Source organism: Aquificaceae bacterium (assembly GCA_037722135.1).
GTDB classification, from domain to species: domain Bacteria; phylum Aquificota; class Aquificia; order Aquificales; family Aquificaceae; genus Pampinifervens; species Pampinifervens sericum.
Window position 1 is genome coordinate 1 of the sequence record JBBKAW010000092.1, and the last position, 18,835, is coordinate 18,835.

General features: G+C 41.2%; 14 protein-coding genes, 1 tRNA gene and 1 pseudogene. 11 read left to right on the top strand and 5 right to left on the bottom strand.

Annotated features, from left to right (window positions below; all coding sequences use genetic code 11):
- Positions 1 to 207 precede the first annotated feature (207 nt).
- From WKI49_06140 to WKI49_06155, 4 genes and pseudogenes are all read left to right on the top strand, one after another.
- Positions 208 to 1,230: pseudogene (locus WKI49_06140) on the top strand (glycosyltransferase).
- On the top strand, positions 1,209 to 2,633 hold the full coding sequence (locus WKI49_06145; protein ID MEJ7622068.1) for a capsule assembly Wzi family protein: 1,425 nt from the start codon (positions 1,209 to 1,211) through the stop codon (positions 2,631 to 2,633). The pseudogene WKI49_06140 and the gene WKI49_06145 overlap by 22 nt, the downstream one beginning before the upstream one ends.
- Positions 2,634 to 2,659: 26 nt before the next feature.
- Positions 2,660 to 5,161, top strand: a complete 2,502-nt coding sequence (locus WKI49_06150) for an SLBB domain-containing protein (protein ID MEJ7622069.1) — start codon at positions 2,660 to 2,662, stop codon at positions 5,159 to 5,161.
- Between the two features lie 2 nt (positions 5,162 to 5,163).
- Positions 5,164 to 6,336 (top strand): Wzz/FepE/Etk N-terminal domain-containing protein, encoded by a 1,173-nt coding sequence (locus tag WKI49_06155; protein MEJ7622070.1) that lies wholly within the window; start codon positions 5,164 to 5,166, stop codon positions 6,334 to 6,336.
- On the opposite strand, the gene WKI49_06160 is transcribed toward WKI49_06155, so the two are convergent.
- Positions 6,318 to 6,391 (bottom strand) — tRNA-Arg (locus tag WKI49_06160). The genes WKI49_06155 and WKI49_06160 overlap by 19 nt on opposite strands.
- A 21-nt stretch (positions 6,392 to 6,412) precedes the next feature.
- On the opposite strand from WKI49_06160, the gene murC reads away from it, so the two are divergent.
- The 5 genes from murC to WKI49_06185 all read left to right on the top strand — a co-directional run bounded on the left by murC (position 6,413) and on the right by WKI49_06185 (position 11,237).
- The gene (gene murC, locus WKI49_06165) at positions 6,413 to 7,771 is read left to right on the top strand and encodes a UDP-N-acetylmuramate--L-alanine ligase (GenBank protein MEJ7622071.1); all 1,359 of its coding nucleotides are present in this window, start codon (positions 6,413 to 6,415) and stop codon (positions 7,769 to 7,771) included.
- Positions 7,768 to 9,393, top strand: a complete 1,626-nt coding sequence (recJ, locus tag WKI49_06170) for a single-stranded-DNA-specific exonuclease RecJ (protein MEJ7622072.1) — start codon at positions 7,768 to 7,770, stop codon at positions 9,391 to 9,393. Before murC ends, recJ begins: the two co-directional genes overlap by 4 nt.
- Positions 9,394 to 9,885, top strand: coding sequence for a metal-binding protein (locus WKI49_06175; protein ID MEJ7622073.1), 492 nt, complete (start codon positions 9,394 to 9,396; stop codon positions 9,883 to 9,885).
- Positions 9,886 to 9,887: 2 nt separating this feature from the next.
- Positions 9,888 to 10,442, top strand: coding sequence for a Maf family protein (locus WKI49_06180; GenBank protein ID MEJ7622074.1), 555 nt, complete (start codon positions 9,888 to 9,890; stop codon positions 10,440 to 10,442).
- Positions 10,443 to 10,556: 114 nt separating this feature from the next.
- Positions 10,557 to 11,237, top strand: a complete 681-nt coding sequence (locus WKI49_06185) for a YggS family pyridoxal phosphate-dependent enzyme (protein MEJ7622075.1) — start codon at positions 10,557 to 10,559, stop codon at positions 11,235 to 11,237.
- Here the strand turns inward: WKI49_06185 and WKI49_06190 are convergent.
- From WKI49_06190 to WKI49_06205, 4 genes are read right to left on the bottom strand one after another with little or no spacing between them, the layout of a single operon-like run.
- Complete coding sequence (locus tag WKI49_06190) at positions 11,214 to 12,971, bottom strand: AAA family ATPase (protein MEJ7622076.1); 1,758 nt, start codon at positions 12,969 to 12,971, stop codon at positions 11,214 to 11,216. The genes WKI49_06185 and WKI49_06190 overlap by 24 nt on opposite strands.
- Before the next feature lie 23 nt (positions 12,972 to 12,994).
- Positions 12,995 to 14,023, bottom strand: coding sequence for a mechanosensitive ion channel family protein (locus WKI49_06195; GenBank protein ID MEJ7622077.1), 1,029 nt, complete (start codon positions 14,021 to 14,023; stop codon positions 12,995 to 12,997).
- 47 nt (positions 14,024 to 14,070) lie between these two features.
- On the bottom strand, positions 14,071 to 15,393 hold the full coding sequence (locus WKI49_06200) for a hypothetical protein (protein MEJ7622078.1): 1,323 nt from the start codon (positions 15,391 to 15,393) through the stop codon (positions 14,071 to 14,073).
- Between the two features lie 12 nt (positions 15,394 to 15,405).
- On the bottom strand, positions 15,406 to 16,818 hold the full coding sequence (locus WKI49_06205; protein MEJ7622079.1) for a cytochrome C: 1,413 nt from the start codon (positions 16,816 to 16,818) through the stop codon (positions 15,406 to 15,408).
- 49 nt (positions 16,819 to 16,867) lie between these two features.
- Here WKI49_06205 and malQ point away from each other — a divergent pair, with 49 nt between their 5' ends.
- On the top strand, positions 16,868 to 18,340 hold the full coding sequence (gene malQ / locus WKI49_06210; GenBank protein ID MEJ7622080.1) for a 4-alpha-glucanotransferase: 1,473 nt from the start codon (positions 16,868 to 16,870) through the stop codon (positions 18,338 to 18,340).
- A 147-nt stretch (positions 18,341 to 18,487) separates the two neighbouring features.
- Positions 18,488 to 18,784: a GIY-YIG nuclease family protein gene (locus WKI49_06215; GenBank protein MEJ7622081.1), complete on the top strand. Its 297-nt coding sequence runs from the start codon at positions 18,488 to 18,490 to the stop codon at positions 18,782 to 18,784.
- The last annotated feature ends 51 nt before the right edge of the window (positions 18,785 to 18,835 follow it).

The following is an 18,835-nucleotide window of genomic DNA, read 5'->3' on the forward strand; positions in this document are numbered from 1 at the left end:
CAAGGGTCTTTTATATGGAAGACAGGAGAGGCTTTATAAGAAAGCTCATGGAAGAAGGTTTTGAAGGCTTTGGGTGGGACTATCCTCTAATGCTTTACTATCTTATGAGATAGGCGGATAAAATGGAAAGGGTTAACTCTCATGAAATTCCTCATTTATACAAATCATCTTGGTAGAGGGACTGCAAATGCTACCGCTATAACTATAATGACTTCAGACCTTGCAAACTTTCTCAAAAACAAAGGACATGATGTTTTAGTTGTAGGCAATAAAAATCTCATAGAGGAAGATGTAAGGTTTGACTACTTGTATATACAAGGTGGAGATATACTAAGAGCTTATAAACTCACGAATATCATAAAAGACTTTCAACCAGAGATAATATACTCGTTTATGAGACCGCAAAGCCTTGTGCTTGCACTTAGCAGTATCATTAAAAAGTTTGATGCTTGTTATGTAGGGAGCGTGCATAACACAGATAACTACCTTAAATATCATAAAGCCATATATTTACCATACAGAATTCTCATAAAATATCTCTTTGAAAAATTAGATTACATAGCCTGCCCCTCAAAAGCTGTCGTAGAAGACCTCAAAAAGACTTATTTCATGAAAGAAGAAAAGCTATGTGTTGTCAAAAATTTTATAAATTACGAAAGAATAGACAAACTATCTCAGGAGAATGTAGAAGTTCCAGATGAATACATAGTTAGCGTAGGGAGACTTGAAGAGCAGAAAAATTACAAATCCTTATTAAGGGTTTTTAACAAAATTCACAAAGAATTTCCCAATCTTTGGCTTGTTATTGTGTGAGAAAGAAGTCAAAGGGCTGAATTGGAAGCCTTATCGTATAGTTTGGGTATCTCTCATAGAGTTCTCTTCGTAGGCTATCAACAAAACCCATGGAAATACATAAAAAGGGCAAAACTCTTTGTTCTTACATCGTGGTATGAAGGAAGTCCTCAAGTCGTGCTTGAGGCTATGTATCTCAAAGTACCTGTAGTATCCTATAATATACCCTCAGTGGTAGAGCAAAGTAGAGAAGGAGAATGTGCCCTTTTGGTGCCTGCTTACGAGGAAAGCTCTATGGCGGAAGCTATAATAAAAGTTTTGAAAGAAGAGGTAGATTTAGCTGGACTTGTGGAAAGTGCTTATAAAAGAGCTCTTGAGTTTTCTATAGAAAACTTCGTAGAAAGGATTACAAGGAAATGCAATGGAAAGTTGCCGTAATCTTACTATTAATTCTAACTAACTTTGCATTAGCAGAGAGTTTTTCTATTTATCCTATAGAAAATAGAGAGATATACCATCGGATAGATTTTTCCACCAAAAGCAGTTACGCATCAACTGGTATAAAACCATATCCTTGTGAAAAACTACAGGTGCTCACAGAAATTCCCAAGAAGCCTTGCTCTGAAAATGCGATTTATACTTATTTAAGGTTTGAGACCTATTACACTAACAACAAAAATTCTCTATCTATAATACCAGATAGAGAAGGTATCAGATTGTCAGAAGATACAAACTTTTTTACCACACTGGGAGGGTATTATTCACCAACAGATTTCTTGAATATTACATATAATCTAAGGTTTAGTGCAAATGAAGACACAAAAAAATTATACGTCCACAGATTAGCCCTTAACTTAAAAGCGGGTAATACAGTAATAACTGTAGGAAAAGACAACATAAAAGTAGGACCGTCAAGATACGGTAATCTTTTTTCTGGCACAAACCCACCCTTTTTCCAAGTAAGAGTTCAAAACTATTATCCTTACGAATTTTTAGGACATTTTGACTATATCTTTATGTTTGGAAAGCTCTATGAAGAAAGAGAAGACCACTCAGACCCAAACATTTTATTTTTGCGTCTGAATTTTAAACCCTCAACTTCCGTTGAGATAGGACTAAACAGAGCTGTTATGTATGGTGGAAAAGGAAGACCACAATACAAACTTAAAGAATATCCAAAACTTATAATAGGTAGAGAAGAAACAATAGGAGGGCGTTTTGAGAATGACTCATACTTTGGATTTGATGTAAAGTTTGATATTCCGATAAAGTTTTTTGATGTGTTTCAGATTTATTACGAAAGAAATGCCACTGATATAGAATCGCCTATGAAGAAGGGTGATCCTAAGAAACTCCACTTTCCCTTCATCATTGTAAAGTTCCATGATGATGCGAAAACTTATGGAATAAGAGTTAAAAGAGGTAAAATGCTTGTAAACGCAGAATACACAGAAACCGCAAAAACCATGTATATTCATCATAGACATCCAAAAGAAGGGCTCACATATCGCGGTTTTTCTTTGGGCTACCCTTATGGTAGAAACGTAAGGCACGCTTTTTTACTTCTTGAAAGTTTAGGGGATAAGGAAAAATTCTCTATAGAATTGGGTTATATTGGACAGCATGCAAAATTCCGCGGAAGTATAGAACGCAGAAGAATGGAGAGCGTATATACAGCTTTTAATGTAGGCAGGAAGGTCAATAAATTCAACTTAGACTTATACTTTAGAGTAGACAATGTGAAAAACCTTAATCTATCAGAAACACCAGTGCAGATTAATTTGACACAAAGTTCTAAACTCCTTTTCTCTACAGGGTTTGCTGTTAGTGTTGACTTTTGAGTTTAGAGTGTTGTATTATATCCTACATGTTTAAGAGGGTTGTCTCTATATTCTTGCTTTTGTGCATGTCCATATCATTTTCTCAAACACCGAACATTTCTCCTCAAATAGAGGTTATAAGCCCGAATCTTCCTCCAGTTTTGAGACTACCACAGCAAAATGAACAGATGCTTTTAGAAAAAAAGGAAGATACTCTAAAGCAAGATAAAGAAAGAATAGATGAAACTAAAATTAGAACACCTTCATTTACACCCTCATTGGTAGATAAAACAGAAAAACCGTCAAGAATAGAAAGTATATACATGAAGCTTTTCCCCGAAGAAAGGCTTAAACAATTTGGTTATGATTTATTTAAAGACCTACCGCTTATAGAAGGTGCAGTTCCGGATACTTATATTTTGGGTCCACAAGACGAGCTGACCATTTACTTATGGGGTCCTTCTGTGGATTTTGGAATTTTACAGAGTAGGTATGAAGTAAAAGTAAATAGAGACGGAACTATATATATTCCAAATCTTGGTGTATACAATGTTTCTTCTATGAGCCTTGGGTCTTTTAAGGAACTTCTGCGTAGGGAGCTAAGTAGAAAGTATAGAGGGGTAAATGTAGATGTTACCCTATCAAGGATGAGAAAGTTTAGGGTATATGTAAGCGGGTTTGTCAATAATCCTGGCATAGTGGAAGCTAATCCTACGGATAATCTTATTACGGTTCTTGCCAGAGCAGGGGGTATTAGTAAGGAAGGATCTCTAAGAAGGATTGAGTTAAGAAGGCATAGCTCATCAGGGGTCGAAAACATCCCAGTAGACCTATACGATTTGTTGATAAAAGGAAAACCTATAGACATAAGATTGAGAGATGAGGACGTAATATATGTTCATCCTATAGGGAAGGTTGTGGGTGTAGGTGGTTCTGTTAAAAGACCTGCAATATACGAGCTTAAGAACGAAACATCTATAGAAGAAATCCTTGAGTTTGCAGGTGGTATAAAACCTTCTGCAAGTAAGACATTTTTACGTCTATATAGATTTGAAAAAGATGGCTTGAAGGTGATAGAAGTTTCTCTGGAAGACAAAAACTTCATCACAGGTAAAGTTCTCTTTGATGGAGATTTTATCTTCGTAGGAAGTGTTCCCGATCTATTGAAGAATTCCATTAGAATTTCTGGAAGTGTTTTGTATCCCGGAGTGTATTCTTACGAGAACAACAGAACGGTTAAGGAACTATTGAATAGAGCAAAACCAAGAGAAAATGCAATATACGGAAGGATTATAAGGATAGATAAGAGTCAAGTTGATTTTTATATAAGAGATGTTTTAGAAGGTGGTAAAGATATAAACCTTAATCCGAGAGATGAAGTTGTAATTTACGATATGTTTCCCTACGAACCTATATATGTTTCTGGCAATATATCCATACCACGCACGGTTCCTTACTACGAGAAAATTACTTTATTGGACGTTTTGAAGGATATAGAATTCACGAAAGACCCTAAGCAACTCAAGGCGGTAATATATAGAAAAGATTCAACAGAAATTAATAAAGAGAGAAATGATAAGACAACACAGGGACAAAACACAAAAACAGATAGTGGACAAGAAACATCATCTATACAAGAGAGAAACATTAGAGAAGATAAACCAGTTATAGTCTACCTAAATGACCTTCTATTTAGGAAGAGAGAAAATGTCAATATTCCATTAAAACCCGGTGATGTTATAGTGATAGAGGAAATTCAACCTTACGAAAGTACGAGCTATGTTACTATACTTGGTGAGGTGAGATATCCAGGTAGATATACCTTATCTGGTAATGAAACTCTTTATGATATTATTCTTAGGGCGGGTGGTTATACAGAGAGGGCTTTTCCCAAGGGACTTATACTCATAAGAGAATCTGCCAGAAGGCTTCAACAGGAACAACTTGAACTTGCTCTTGTATCTTTGGAAGAAGCCTTCCTAAAACAGATAGCTAATGTGAGCTTTGCTTCAGAAGAAGAGAGACAATTATATCTTATTCAAGTAGACAGGGAAAGGAGGCTTTTTGACCTTCTAAAAAGAAGAGCATCTGCTGGTCTTGGAAGAATTGCTTTAGAAATTCCAGAAACGCTTGATGCTCTTAAAAATTCTCCTTCAAATATATATTTAACAGATGAGGATGTAATAATAGTCCCTGCAAGACCAAACTATGTGTTAGTAATAGGTGATATATATAATCAGATGAGCCTACCTTATATTAAGGGCAAGAGAGTAAAGGACTATATAGAGATGCTGGGTGGACCCAAAAAACAAGCAAACACGAGGGATATATATGTAATAAAGGCTAATGGAATGGTTGTATCTTCTAATACACTTGGTAGAAGGTTTCTTTTACGTTCAAGTATAGAAGACTATATCGTAGAAGAAGGAGATACTATAGTAGTTCCTTCTGAGTTTAGGCTACCTATAGCATGGAGGCCTCTCATAAGGGATGTGGTGCAGATAATCTTCCAAGCTATATCAACCGCAGTGTTAGCTAAGAGGCTATAATTATGGAAAGAAGGGATAGAAAAGAGGAAGTGCAAACAAGCGATGAAGTAGACCTTATAGAACTTTGGGAAGCATTATGGCGTAGGAAAAGGCTTATATTTCTAAGTGTAATGATAGGCACTTTTTTGGCTATTGTTTTGTCTCTCCTTCTTCCTAAAAAGTATACCTCTACATCACAGATTATTCCATTAACTTCAGATAGTAAAATGAGACTTCCTATATCTCAAGAATTGGCTCTCTTGGCTAGCTTAAGTGGTATTTCTACGCAGGAAGGGAAAATAAAAGCTATTTTGGAAAGTAAAAGTATAATGGAAAGGGTTGTCAAAGAGCTTAATCTAACGGATGAATTATTAGGCGATAAGAAAAGTAGATATAAATATCCTGACAGTATGGCTGGAGAGCTTTTGAGTAAGACTGTAAATGTGAAATCTACTAAAGATGGCACAATAAAAATAAGTGTATCATGGAAAGACCCTAAAATGGCTCAAGAGATAAACTTTAAAATCATAGAGGCTCTAAGAGAGGTTCTTAACGAAAGAGCCTTTACAGTTGCAAAAATGAATAGAATTTTCTACGAAAGAGAGTTGGAAAAGACAGAAAAGGAACTTAAAGATATATTGACTGCCTTAGGTAGCTTTCAACAGACAGAGCGGGTGCTCTTGCCAGAAGAACAACTAAAAAAACAGCTTCAATTATACGCTTCATTGCTGGAAGAGAAGTTAAAAGCTGAGGCGGAGCTAAGATCCCTTAGTGTCATATTTGCAGAAGAACATCCAAAAGTTCAAGAGCTTAAAAAGAGGCTTTCATACATTTCAAGTAAGCTGTTAGAAGTAGAAGGCGCGGTAAAATCCAACTCATCCCTTTCACCTGAAAGAGCCCTCTCTGCTATTCCTGAATATACAGCCTTGGTGGCAAGGGCACAACAGGTAAGGGCGAGGTATGAGGTATTAGCCAAACTCCTTGAACAAGCTCGTATGGAAGAGCTTAGGGAAAACCTTTATGTGGAAATAATAGACCCACCATCTTACCCAGAGTATCCATCCTCTCCCAAGCGAAGACTTATAGTATTAAGCGGTTTTATCTCATCCCTCATGCTTGGCATTTTTATAGCTCTTATCAAGGAGGCGTTGGACAGGCGCAGGAAAGCAGTGGAAAACGTGTCCGGGGGGACTTGAACCCCCGACCTTGGGTTCCGGAGACCCACGCTCTATCCAGCTGAGCTACGGACACTCAAGAGAATATAATATACCTATGTTTAGGGAAAGGGTCAAAAGTTTTCACTTTGTGGGTATAGGCGGAATAGGCATGAGCGGTATAGCCCAGATACTCCTTGAGATGGGCTATGAGGTCTCTGGCTCGGACATAAGAGAAAACAAAAACACGGAGCTTCTTAGGAAAAAGGGTGCAAGGGTCTACATAGGACATTCAGAAAAAAACTTAGAGAAGGCTCAAGTGGTGGTTTACTCCTCTGCGGTCCCTGAGGACAACCCAGAGATAAAAAAAGCCAAGTCTTTAGGCATTCCGGTTATTCCTCGTGGTGAGATGCTTGCGGAGCTCTTTAGGCTTGGAGAAGGTATAGCGGTGTGCGGTTCTCATGGCAAGACCACAACCACTTCCATGATAGCCCATGCCTTTCATGAGGCGGGGTATGACCCTACTGTCCTTATTGGGGGTGTGCTCCAGAGGTTTGGCTCTAATGCTAAACTTGGCAAGGACAAGCTCATAATCTCCGAGGCGGACGAGAGCGACGGGAGCTTTCTAAAGCTCTTGCCTACCGTGGCGGTTATAACCAACATAGACAAGGAACACATAGGCTTTTATAGGGATATTGAGGAGATAAAGCAGGCTTTTTTGAGGTTTGCGGATGCGGTGCCCTTCTATGGCTTTGTGGTAATTAACGCAGATGACGAAAACTGCAGGTGGGTCATAGAAAGAACCCATAGAAGGGTAATAACCTTTGGGCTAAGAGAAGGTGCCAACTATACCGCAAGAGAGCTAAGGCTCATAGAGGGAAGGTATGCCTTTGAAGTTTGGCACGAAGGGGAAAGGCTCGGTGAGGTGCATCTTGGTGTGCCGGGTAAACATAATGTCTATAATGCCCTTGCCTGCATCTCCGTCTGCCATAGTGCTGGTTTGAGCTTTGAGGATATAAGAAAATCCCTTGAGAGCTTTAGGAACGCAGAAAGAAGGCTTGAGCTAAAGGGATACTTTCATGGTGCACCCGTCTACGATGACTACGGGCATCACCCAACGGAGATAAAGGCTGTCTTAAGTGCGGTTAGGGATATGCATCCTGAGAGGAAAATACTTTTGGCTTTTCAACCTCATAGGTATTCAAGGACCTTTTATCTCTTTGAAGACTTTACAAAGGTCCTCAAAGAAGCAGACCTATGCCTTATTACAGATATATACCCTGCCGGTGAGGAGAACCTATACGGGGTGAGTGCAAAAGAGTTAGCATTAAAGTCCAATGCCCTATACTGCCCTACAAAGGAAAACCTCTTTGAAGCACTTGAGGAAAGAATATCTGAAGAGCATGTAGTCCTCTTTATGGGTGCGGGTAGCATATCCAAGTGGTGTGAAGAGTTTTTGGCACTCAAAAGGGCATGAAGGGTCTTTCTGGAAAGGAATGGGTGCTTTTGAGTGATATTATAAAGCCAGAAAACACTCTATCTCAAAGGCTTGGAATATTGAAGGCTCAGCTTCTTGCCAATAGAAACCTCGGGGAGGAAGCTCTTGAAAGCAAGCTAAAAAGGCTAATTCCACCCTTTGGTATTCCAAATATACTGGAGGCGGTTGAACTCATCTGCTCTTATGTAAAAAGGGGTCGCAGGATAGTGCTCTTTGGAGACTACGATGTGGATGGTATAACGGGCACTGCCATACTTTATGACCTTTTGAAAAAGGCAGGTGCAAAGGTTGTCCCTTTACTTCCCTCAAGAAAGAGAGGCTATGGGCTTACAAAGGAACTTGTCATAAAGCTAAGCAGGTATGCGGACCTTCTCATAACGGTGGATAACGGAAGCACTGCTATAGAGGAGCTGAGCTATGCAACCATACCCACCATTGTGCTTGACCATCATAACACAAGCGAGATTATGCCAAAGGCTCTTGTAGTAAACCCAAAGTTAGGAGAAGGAAGAGAACTAAGGGAAATATCCTCCTCCGGGCTCGCCTTTTATATGTCCGCACTCCTTAAGAAAAGTTTAGACCTTGACTTGGATGTGCGTCATTATCTTCACCTTGCCTCTATGGGGACTGTTGCAGATGTTATGCCTATGAACTTGGTAAATAGGATAATTGTCTCCAACGGCATAAGGCTTTTGAACCATGTCCTAAGGGGTGAGTTTCACGCACCGGGTATAAGACTTTTGATGGAAAGGTCGGGCATAAGGGATGAAGTAAGCTCAAGGGATATAGCCTTTTCTTTGGCACCTCGCTTAAACGCTCCTGGCAGGGTTGCCAAACCCTATGTTGCTCTCAAACTACTCCTTGAAAAGGACGAAGAGAAGGCAAGAATGCTCGTAGAAAGGATAGACAAGCTAAACCAACAGAGAAGACAGCTAAGCCAATTAGCCTTGGAGAAGGCTATGGAGCAGGCTATTCTTCAAAAAGAAGAGAGCGTCATTATAGTGAAGCTTGAGGAGTGGGCTGGTGGCGTTGCAGGTATAGTGGCAGGAAGGCTTGCAAACATGTTTACAAAACCCACAGTGGTAATATCCATAGGCAAGGAATATTCAAGTGCATCTGTTAGAGGAGCAGAGGGTATGGACGTGCATTCTGTTCTAAAAAAACTGTCCCATCTCTTTATAAAGTGGGGTGGGCATTCTACCGCAGCAGGTTTTACTATAAGGACAGAGGATATACCCAAATTTGAAAGCTTAGCCAAGGTTCTTTTCTCAGAGATTACCTCAGAGGAGGGTAAGCTATACATAGATATGGAGCTTCCTCTGGACTGTGTAAATAGAGAGCTCTATGAGGTCATAAGAGACCTTGAACCTTACGGTGAGGGATTTCCAGAACCCCTCTTTATGTCAGAACCTCTGAGCCTAAAGCCTGTAGGCGGTAATGGAGAAAGACTAATCCTTAGAGGAAACCGCTTTAACTTACTTTCTTGGGAAGAGAGTATAAACAAGAAGGCATATATTCTTACCTCAAAACAAAGAAGAGTAGTCTATCATTTAGATAGGAAGAGACCAAATACCTTTATACTTGTGGACGTGGAGGCTTAGGTGGCACTGGGAAGAGCCCATGACTTTGTAAACTTACTTGCACTTCCTGCTTGTCTTTATTTCGTTCCAAAGGATTTCTATCTTTCCTTTGTGGGAGGATATCTTGTGGGAACTTTTCTTCTCTCTCCAGACCTTGACCTTCCTCACTCAAAACCCTCCAAGAGATGGAAGACACTAAGATTTATATGGAAACCCTACCAAGCTCTTTCAAGGCACAGAGGTGCATCTCACGTGCCAATTCTTGGAACTTTTCTCAGGCTCACATACCTTTTGTTGATGATTATGTTTTTCTACTTTGTCTTGCTTGGAATTTCTTCTAAGTTTGTGCCCGAGCTGGGGGATATGCTTCTTAGTTTTGACCCTCTTGAGCTTCTCTCAAGGCTTGCGGAGAAGGAGGAGGTCTTCTATTTTGCACTTGGCGTGGTTCTTTCTGAAGTTTTTCATGTTGCCCTTGACCTTTTGACCAGCTGGCTTAAAAGGTTTAAAATATAGATGTGAGACTTCTAATACTTGCCTCTGAGTCAAAAAGAAGGGTTCAGATACTTAGTATGCTCGGCTTTAAGTTTTTGGTTGTACCCTCCTACATAGAAGAGAAGCACCATAGCAAACCCATACTTACCGCAAGAAGGCTTGCCTTCAAGAAGGCTTTTACTGTTTGGAAGGACTACAAGTTTGCCACCGTTTTAGGAGCGGACACTATAGTGGTCCTTGATAGGGAAATACTTGGAAAGCCACGGAACAAAGAGGAAGCCATACAAATGCTTCTCAAGCTCTCTGGAAGGTGGCACAGGGTTATAACGGGCGTGTCTGTTATATCTCCAAAGGGGAGGTATACCTTCCATGATACCGCATGGGTAAAGTTTAGAGCTATGAGTTTGAAGGATATTGAAGAATACGTGGAAACGGGAGAGCCTATGGATAAAGCGGGTGCCTATGCAATTCAAGGTATAGGTGCGAGGTTTGTAGAGAGGATTAGGGGAGACTTTTACACTGTAATGGGTCTTCCTGTAAGTAAAACCTATGAGGTGCTTAAAAGTGTTCTGGATTAGCCTGTTTTTGCTGTTTTTGTGTGGATGTTCTGTAGTGGTGAGCCAGAGGGGAGGTAGCGTGGAAATAGGTGGAGGTCTTCAAATACAAATCCAGCACAGGAGGTAAATACCTCCATGAGCTGTGAAAGGTTGGAGTATGTGGAGGAGAAGATTCTAAAAGCCTGTGAGAGGGCTAAAAGGAAAAGGGAAGAAGTGCTTCTGCTGGGAGCTTCTAAGAGTGTGCCTGCAGATAGGCTAAGGGACTTTTTTCAATGCGGGCTTAGGGTCTTTGGTGAAAACAGGGTTCAAGAGTTTCTAAAAAAGTGGGAAGCCTTAAAAGACCTTCCCATAGACTGGCACTTTATAGGGAGGCTCCAGAGCAACAAGGTCAAATACATAATAGACAAGGTGAGCCTCATACACTCCCTTGACAGGCAAAGCCTCCTTGAGGAGCTTAGCAAAAGAGCAAGGAATATAGGTAAGGTGCAAGAGGTGCTTATAGAGGTAAACATAGGCGGGGAGGAGACAAAGGGTGGGGTTGAGCCTGGGGACTTAAAGAGCTTTTTTGAAGTCTGTCTGAAAGACAAAAACATAAAAGTGTTAGGTCTTATGTGCATACCACCCTATAGGGAAGACCCTGAGGAGGTAAGACCCTATTTTGCCATGCTTAGAAAACTAAGAGATGAACTTGAAGAGGAGTTTGGAGTAAGGCTTCCTCATCTTTCCATGGGCATGTCCCACGACTTTGAGGTAGCAATAGAAGAGGGTGCTACTATAGTGAGATTAGGGACGCTAATTTTTGGAGAGAGGTCTTAGGTTAAGGATATCCTCTATATCTGTTTTTTCTAAACCTCTCTGCATCTTGCATATGATAGACCTTGTCTTATTATACTTTATCCTAAGCCAGTGGTCTAATTTGTCAAAGTCAACACCTTCACATTCTTTGTTGATGAGTCTTTCAATTGCCTTAAAGTCATAAGAATAATCCACCACCGCATAAAAAGGTATACCCTTTTGCGTAAGTTTTACTAAGAGTCTATTAAGCTTTCCATAAAGCCCTCTATCAAAGAAAACACCAGCAACCTTCTCATCTTCTATACATATATCTGAGGCTTCTAACGCACCTTGCAGATCCTTTTGGATGAAAACTAAAATAAAATCTTCAAGCTCTTTTAGGATATCAGGTTTTTCAGGGAAGTTCATATGCGTGAAATTACCATTTTTTATAAACTCCTCCATAATCTTGAGTAAAGGATAAAGGGGATGACCTTTACTAAGGGGGTTTTTAGCGTAATAGTCCCTTAGTCTTAGTGCATACCTTACCTTGTTTCTACCAAGAGCTTTACCTAAGGTATCTACAACACTTAACCTTTCCTTCTCAGTATCAGAGGCATCATCTGAAGAAGTTTCAGCATCCCCCTTTATGCTTTCAGACAACAGTTCTAACAAAAAGGATATAAAGTCTTCTCCCAAAGCCATAGCCCAATCCAAGAGAGGAATGCAATCTTCCATCTCACCGTAAGGCAATATAAACTCAAAGGAAAGGTCTTCTCTACTGCCACCGCGTCTTTTGTGCTTTTCTTGGTCTTTGTCTCCTATAAAAAGGTTTTTTATCTCAAAGGCTTCGCATATTTTGGTTATCATCTCTCTATTGTAAGCACCATCTACATATATTAGACTTACGTTCTGCTCTTCTGGTCTTATGTTAGCCCCTTCAAGTATTCCAGAAAAGACCAGTTTATCCGTATAGCCTTCAAGCATAATAACCCTATCCGCAAAAAATATCTCTGCCTTTGCAGGGTCACTCATCATATGCCAGCCGTTAAAGTTTCTATCTTTTGTGTAATACGCTTTTCCTTCTTCTATTCTTATGACTTGATGTGGTTCAACAAAGGATAAGAGTATAGGTGAGTGTGTGCTTATAAAAAGTTGGGTGTTTTCTCTCTCTTTTGCGAAATCTAAAAATCTCCTTGCATAAGTTTTTAGCAAGTTAGGATGCAAAAACACTTCTGGTTCTTCTATGAGGAATATTACAAGATCGTTCGTGCGAGCACGAGGATAGTTAAGCATGGCTTCTATTGTCAGTATGGCCTGTATACCAGAACTTAGGTCTTGTGGCGCTATCTCCACTCCATTTATCAATATTTTGATATCTCTATCTCTTTCTTTCTTTATACTCAGAATTTTTATATCATTAGAAACTATACGCGATACACTTTCTCCCAGCTTAGCAAGTTCCTCCTCATCGTAATTACGTAATAGAGCTTTAAAATCAGACTCTAAAACGCCGGGTCTTGAAGAGCTTAAGTAGTCATATATACCTTTTGTGCTTCTCACCTTGTATACCTTCGGTTTACTGGTGCTAAAAAATTCTGCTTTTACGTTAGCGGGAGGATTCCAGCATGCAGACCTTATAGCTTCAAGCACGGTGGACTTCCCTGAGGAGTTCTTACCTACTAAGAGATATAGGTTTACATATTGTGAAAACTCTATATGCAGGATATCTCTTACAGCCTTCATGTTTTCTATAGTTATGCTTTTTATAATCATGTCCCCTCCTTGTTTAGATTATTTTAACACATTTTATCCTTTAAATAAACCTCCCTCACTGGGAAAGGTATCTTTATACCCTCTTGCTCGTATCTTTTCTTTAGCCTCTTTATAAACTCGTGCCTCAGAAGGTGCTGGCTTCCGAAGTCCTTTGCTCTAAGTATCACATTAAAGTTTATAGAAAAATCTCCAAAGGCAGTAAGACGTATCATTGGCTCAAAGTCTGGCACTCCCCCCTCCACTTCCTTTTGCACTTCTCTTGCCACTTCAAGAGTAACCCTTTCTACCTTTTCTAAATCGCTGTCATAAGAAACACCCACAGGCACTATCACGTTCAGCTCTGGCTGAGGCATGTGGAAGTTTATGATTATGGAAGTAGAGAGCTTAGAGTTGGGCACTATTATAAGGTTATTTGTAGGCTGACGCAGAATGGTGTTTCTCCATGTTATGTCCTGCACAAAACCCTCTTCACCGCTTTCAAGCCTTATGTAGTCTCCCACCTTTATTTGCTTTGTTGCCAATACATGAAAGCCTGCAAAAAGGTTCTCAAGGGTATCTTTAAGAGCCAAAGCTACCGCCAAGCCACCCACACCAAGTGCGGTGAGAATAGGCGTTATGGCTATACCAATTTTATCAAGGGCTATGAGCACCCCCACCGCAAGAATAACAACACGAGAAACTTGCACCACAAGAGAAGTGGCAGGAAGGTCTTCTCTGTATCTGTTTATGTATAGTCTAAGAAAGCCACCTACCAGTCTTGATACGAGGAGTGCGAAGGAAATAATAAAAAGAAGCCAGAAGGCTTTATCCTTAACTAAGATGATACTCTTAGGTAGTTTTAGCTCCTCTGAAACCAGATATAGGGCGACCAGAAAGGACCAAAGGGTGGGTATATACCTAAGAGAGTCTATTAAAACCTTATCCCAACCCCAAGGGCTCTTTTCTGATAATCTTCTTAGCCTATAAAACACAAACCTCTCTACAAAGAGACCCAACGAAGGAACGAGTATAAGTATTAAAAGAAGTGTACCGTAGGTTTGTAAGAGGCTCATAGAGTAAATTTTAGATTAAAAGGCGGGCGGATGCCCGCCAAAAACTTTTAAATGTAGTTTCTGGCTATGATTATAAGACCTGTGCCAATAAAGACTATAGCCCACAGGGTTACGATAAAGACAGAGGCGTTTCCAAGAGCATCTTCTGTCTCGCTTGCTTGATATACTTCACCTTTTGGTGTTCTCCCTGCTCTGTAAGCCATCCACCAAGCGTAGGCGTAGAGTATAAGACCTGTCAGAGTTGTTCCTACGAAGAGCATTGGGCTAAGCCATTCAAGGTTCACCTTGTATTCATATATGGAGTATCCAAAACGTGCGGTAGAGGCGACCCTGAGGTATTCTCTAAAGACCGCAATAAGAAGAGTTGCCACCGTGCCAGCAACGAGAGAAGGAATTGCCATGCCAATGGGGTTCTTCTGGGCTATGAATATAACACCCGCACAGAGCAGTAGTCCAAGGACAGAAAGCCATGCAAAGATGCTACCCTTTGCGTTCCAATCTGCTGGAACGGAGAATATGTAAAGCACATGGAAGACTATCCAGCCAGCACCACCCATGAGAGCGAGCTTTGCACCAAGGTTTGCAGAAAAGTTTACATATTCCCTTTCAAACTCTGGTCTTTTTCCAAAATACCAAGCGTATAGCATCATAAAGACGCCAGTAACGGAAATGGATGGAAACACGAGGAAGGCAAGGTATCTGAAGATGTTAAAGGCATATATGTTCCAACCGCTGTGGTTCATAGTGGTTCCGCCAGAGGTATACCACTCTACCCACTTTTCTGGATAGAGAGCTTGGTAGTTAACCACATGGATTATAAAGCCCACTAAGAGCAAGAAGATAACACCACCTATGGAGAAAAAGGTGGCAAGCTGAGGTTTCATCCTTGTAAAGTATGCACCCCATATAAGATAGTAGCCGATAAGCAGGAAAACTATGAACATAATATACCAACTTGCAGATAGGTTAGCGGATGCATACCAAAGTGGGTCGTAGATGACTTGATAAAACAGCAGAGGTGCTACTCCCATCACTATAGCCAAGGACACGGAGACCTTTGAAAGCTCAAGCATAGCCCTTGCGAGCCTTTGGTGGTTTGGGTCTTTTCTTGTAAAGCCGTATATGGCATAGAAAAGTCCACCTATGGAAGTCCAAACAAAGACTATGTGGAGAGCCCATGTGATAACTTGTAGTATCTGCATAACCACTGGGTAGAAGGGAGCACCTGCAGGGTCAGCCATGGCTTTTAGCATGGCTCCGACCTCCGCAGGGGACTGCCCTGCGAAGGCAAGCCTGCCACCAAGTAGCATGAGAGCCAATACACCGAGCAACACCCACCTTGTTAGGTTTTGGTAAGCCACCATGCTCATGTCCACACCTCCTTATTTATGTGCCTCCAGAGTTGCTTTTGGCACTTCTATCTTGGCAGAGACTCTACCACCCTTTGAGATCATATCCGCTATGTAGGCTGAAAGGGCTTGGAGCTCTTCGTCCTTACCCACAAAGTAGGGCATGTATGGAGGATGAGCTTGAGGAGTAAGGTAGTTGGAGAGGAAACCATAGACCACCTCCTCTGAGTCCATGCCTTCAAATTTCTTAGCAAAAGGTCTGAGACCAGAAGCTCCTGTCACATTGTGGCATCCAGAGCATTGGAGTATAGCTATTGCCTTTCCTGCCATTATCTTGTTTTCGGGTGTTATGGTTTTTAGACCCTCTGGCACAAAGGCGTTGACTTGGAGAAAGCCCTTTTCGTTAATGATGTCCACCTCAGACTTTATATCCTTGGCTGGCACATCCCTGGCGATAATTTGGTTGACCCACACAAATTCACCAGCCACATAGGGTTTGCGGATGGTTTCCCTTATCTTCTCTTCTGGATATACACCCATGAAGAATATGAGCACGTATATGGGTAATGCGATATAAGCTCTTGCAGCGGTTGGTTTTATGGAAGTAAGCACAAAGTGTGCGAGGAGGATAAGAAGTATGCCGAATATTAGACCATAATACCATGTTGGCACTATTCCAGTGAGCATTATGAGGCTTCTTTCTGGTAGTGTGGAGACATACCATCCAAAGAACATAGTTCCAAAGACAAGACCACCTATGCCCCAGTAGGACATGGTTCTAACTATGTCCTTGTAGACTTTCTCGGGTATATCCTTTCTCATAAGGCTTGCGATAACTATACCTATAGTGCCCGCTATAGCAAACATGTAGGCACTTCTCATAAGAAGGTGTGGGAAGTAGTTCTTGTTATAAAAAGCGTCAAGGATGTTTCCTGTAGTAAACCACTTTTCATGACCCGGTGAGAGCATGAAGGAGAGTATGCCTACGATGATATACATGGTTGCCCAAGAGCCTATGGCAAAAATCCACGCGAGCTTTAACCAGCTCTTTTGGTCTATCCTGCCAAGGGTATAAAAGAGTATATAGACCAGCGTCACCTCAGCCACGAACCATATCCACTCTGCAGCCCAGACCCAAACGAAGTTGTGTATAAGGGCAGATATACCTCTGGGGTTTGCCACTGTGGCGGAGAACCATATACCAGGACCGCTTATAGAACCAGAGACGTAGGAGAACACGAGCAATGTCAACAGATACTTTTTGATGTAGTCGTAGAGCTGGGGGATGTTTTCCCGGTAGGCTTTTGTGGCAAGGTATGCCAGCAAAATGGAAGCACCCACTGATGTGTGGGATGCCATGACGTGAATGGTGGCGATAACTGCGATGACTGTGGCACTGCCTATGGCAGGCACATACCACATGGGCTGAAAGCCAAGCACATCCATGTTCGCACCTCCTGTGCGGTTTTAACTTGAAGTTAACATTTAATATAACATGACTTTTATCATCGTCAAGGGTTTAAAATGTTATCTCGTGGAAAGAAAGGCTGGCATTTTGCTCCACATAAGCTCTCTTCCCTCCGACTTTGGCATAGGAGACCTTGGACCTAACGCCTACAGGTTTGTGGACCTTTTGGCGGAATCTGGTCAAAGTCTTTGGCAGGTTTTACCCCTTAGCCCCACAGAGTTGGAGCATGGAAACTCACCCTACTACTCTTCTTCTCTCTTTGCAGGAAACCCTCTATTTATAAGCCCAGAACTTTTATACCAGGAAGGTCTATTAGACAGACAGACCCTTGAGAGCTTAAGGGTAGAGCCCTCCGATAGGGTAGACTACAAGAGGGTTTACGCCTTAAAGGCACATATGCTGGAAAAGGCTTTGGAAAACTTCAAGGAGAGCCAAGAGTTTTACCTCTTTTGCCAAGAGCAGGCATACTGGCTTGAGGACTATGTTAGATTTAACCTAATAAAGAAAAAACTTAAAAAGCCTTGGTGGGAATGGAAACAGTTGCCAGAGCTTTCAGAGAGGGAAGTTCTAAGAGAAAAGGTAGTCCAGTTTCTTTTCTTCAAGCAATGGAAGGCTTTAAGAACCTACGCCAACTCAAAGGGTGTGAGCCTTGTGGGAGACCTACCCATATACCCTGCACCAGACAGTGTGGATGTTTGGGCAAACAGAGAGATATTCAAGCTAAGAGAGGATGGACTTCCAGAGGTGGTGGCTGGCGTGCCACCCGACTACTTTTCAAAAACGGGACAGCTTTGGGGAAACCCCGTATACAGATGGGACAGGCTAAAGGAAAGGGGTTTTGACTGGTGGCTTTTGAGAATAAGGCATGCCCTTGAGCTTTTTGACCTTGTAAGGCTTGACCACTTTAGAGGCTTTTGTGCCTTTTATCAAGTTCCCTATGGAGAAAAGACCGCAGAAAAAGGCTGGTGGGAAAAAGCAGAGGGCTATAGTCTTTTTGAAACTATAAGAAAAGAGTTTCCACACATGCCTTTTATAGCAGAAGACCTTGGCACAATAGACCAAGAGGTTCATAGCCTAAGAGACCACTTTGGACTGCCGGGAATGAAAGTCTTAGTCTTTGCCTTTTTTGACAAAAACTCAGACCACCTACCTCACAACCACACCTATAACTCTGTGGTCTACACCACCACCCATGACAACATGCCTATAAGAGGGTGGTTCTTTGAAGAATTAAACGAGTGGCAGAGGGCAAGGGTTTTAGACTATCTTGGATACACACCTGAGAGCATAAGCCATGCACTTGTTAGACTTGCTTACATGTCTGTGGCAAAGTATTGCGTAATTGCTATGCAAGACCTACTTGAGCTCGGACAAGAGGCAAGGATGAACACTCCTGCCAAGCCAGAAGGCAACTGGGAGTGGAAGTTAAGGGAAATGCCAGATAGAGAGCTTTGGGAGTGGGTCGGTTTAATGTGTGAGCTGTATGGGAGGAAAATTTAGGGGTCTATCTTTATATGGCATAGATGAAAGGTCCACAAGATACTTGGTAAGAAGGGGAAGGGGTAGGATGGTCTGTTGAAAAGACTATTGACAAATTAGGAGAGTTTGCTTAAATATTACGATAAAATAGGAGAAGGAGGTGTACACATGATACCTAAGAAACCTGGTGTATACATGTTTATAGACGAAGACGGGAATGTTGTATATGTAGGGCAAACTGGCAATCTGAAGAGAAGGTATCAAGAACATACGAGAGGTAACATCAATGCAAGTAGCTTTAGAAAAACTTTGTATAAAGACGAGGGGTTGACAAAAGAAGAAATTACGCAATATACCAAAAGCCTAAGATTTAAGTATGAAGTTATACACGATGACAATGAGCGGATGAGAAGAGAAAAAGAGCTTATACAAAGACACACTCCTAAGTACAACAAACAACAATGACTTTTTTGATGATTAACTGTAAGATAGTGAGCTGTTAGATGGTGATTGATA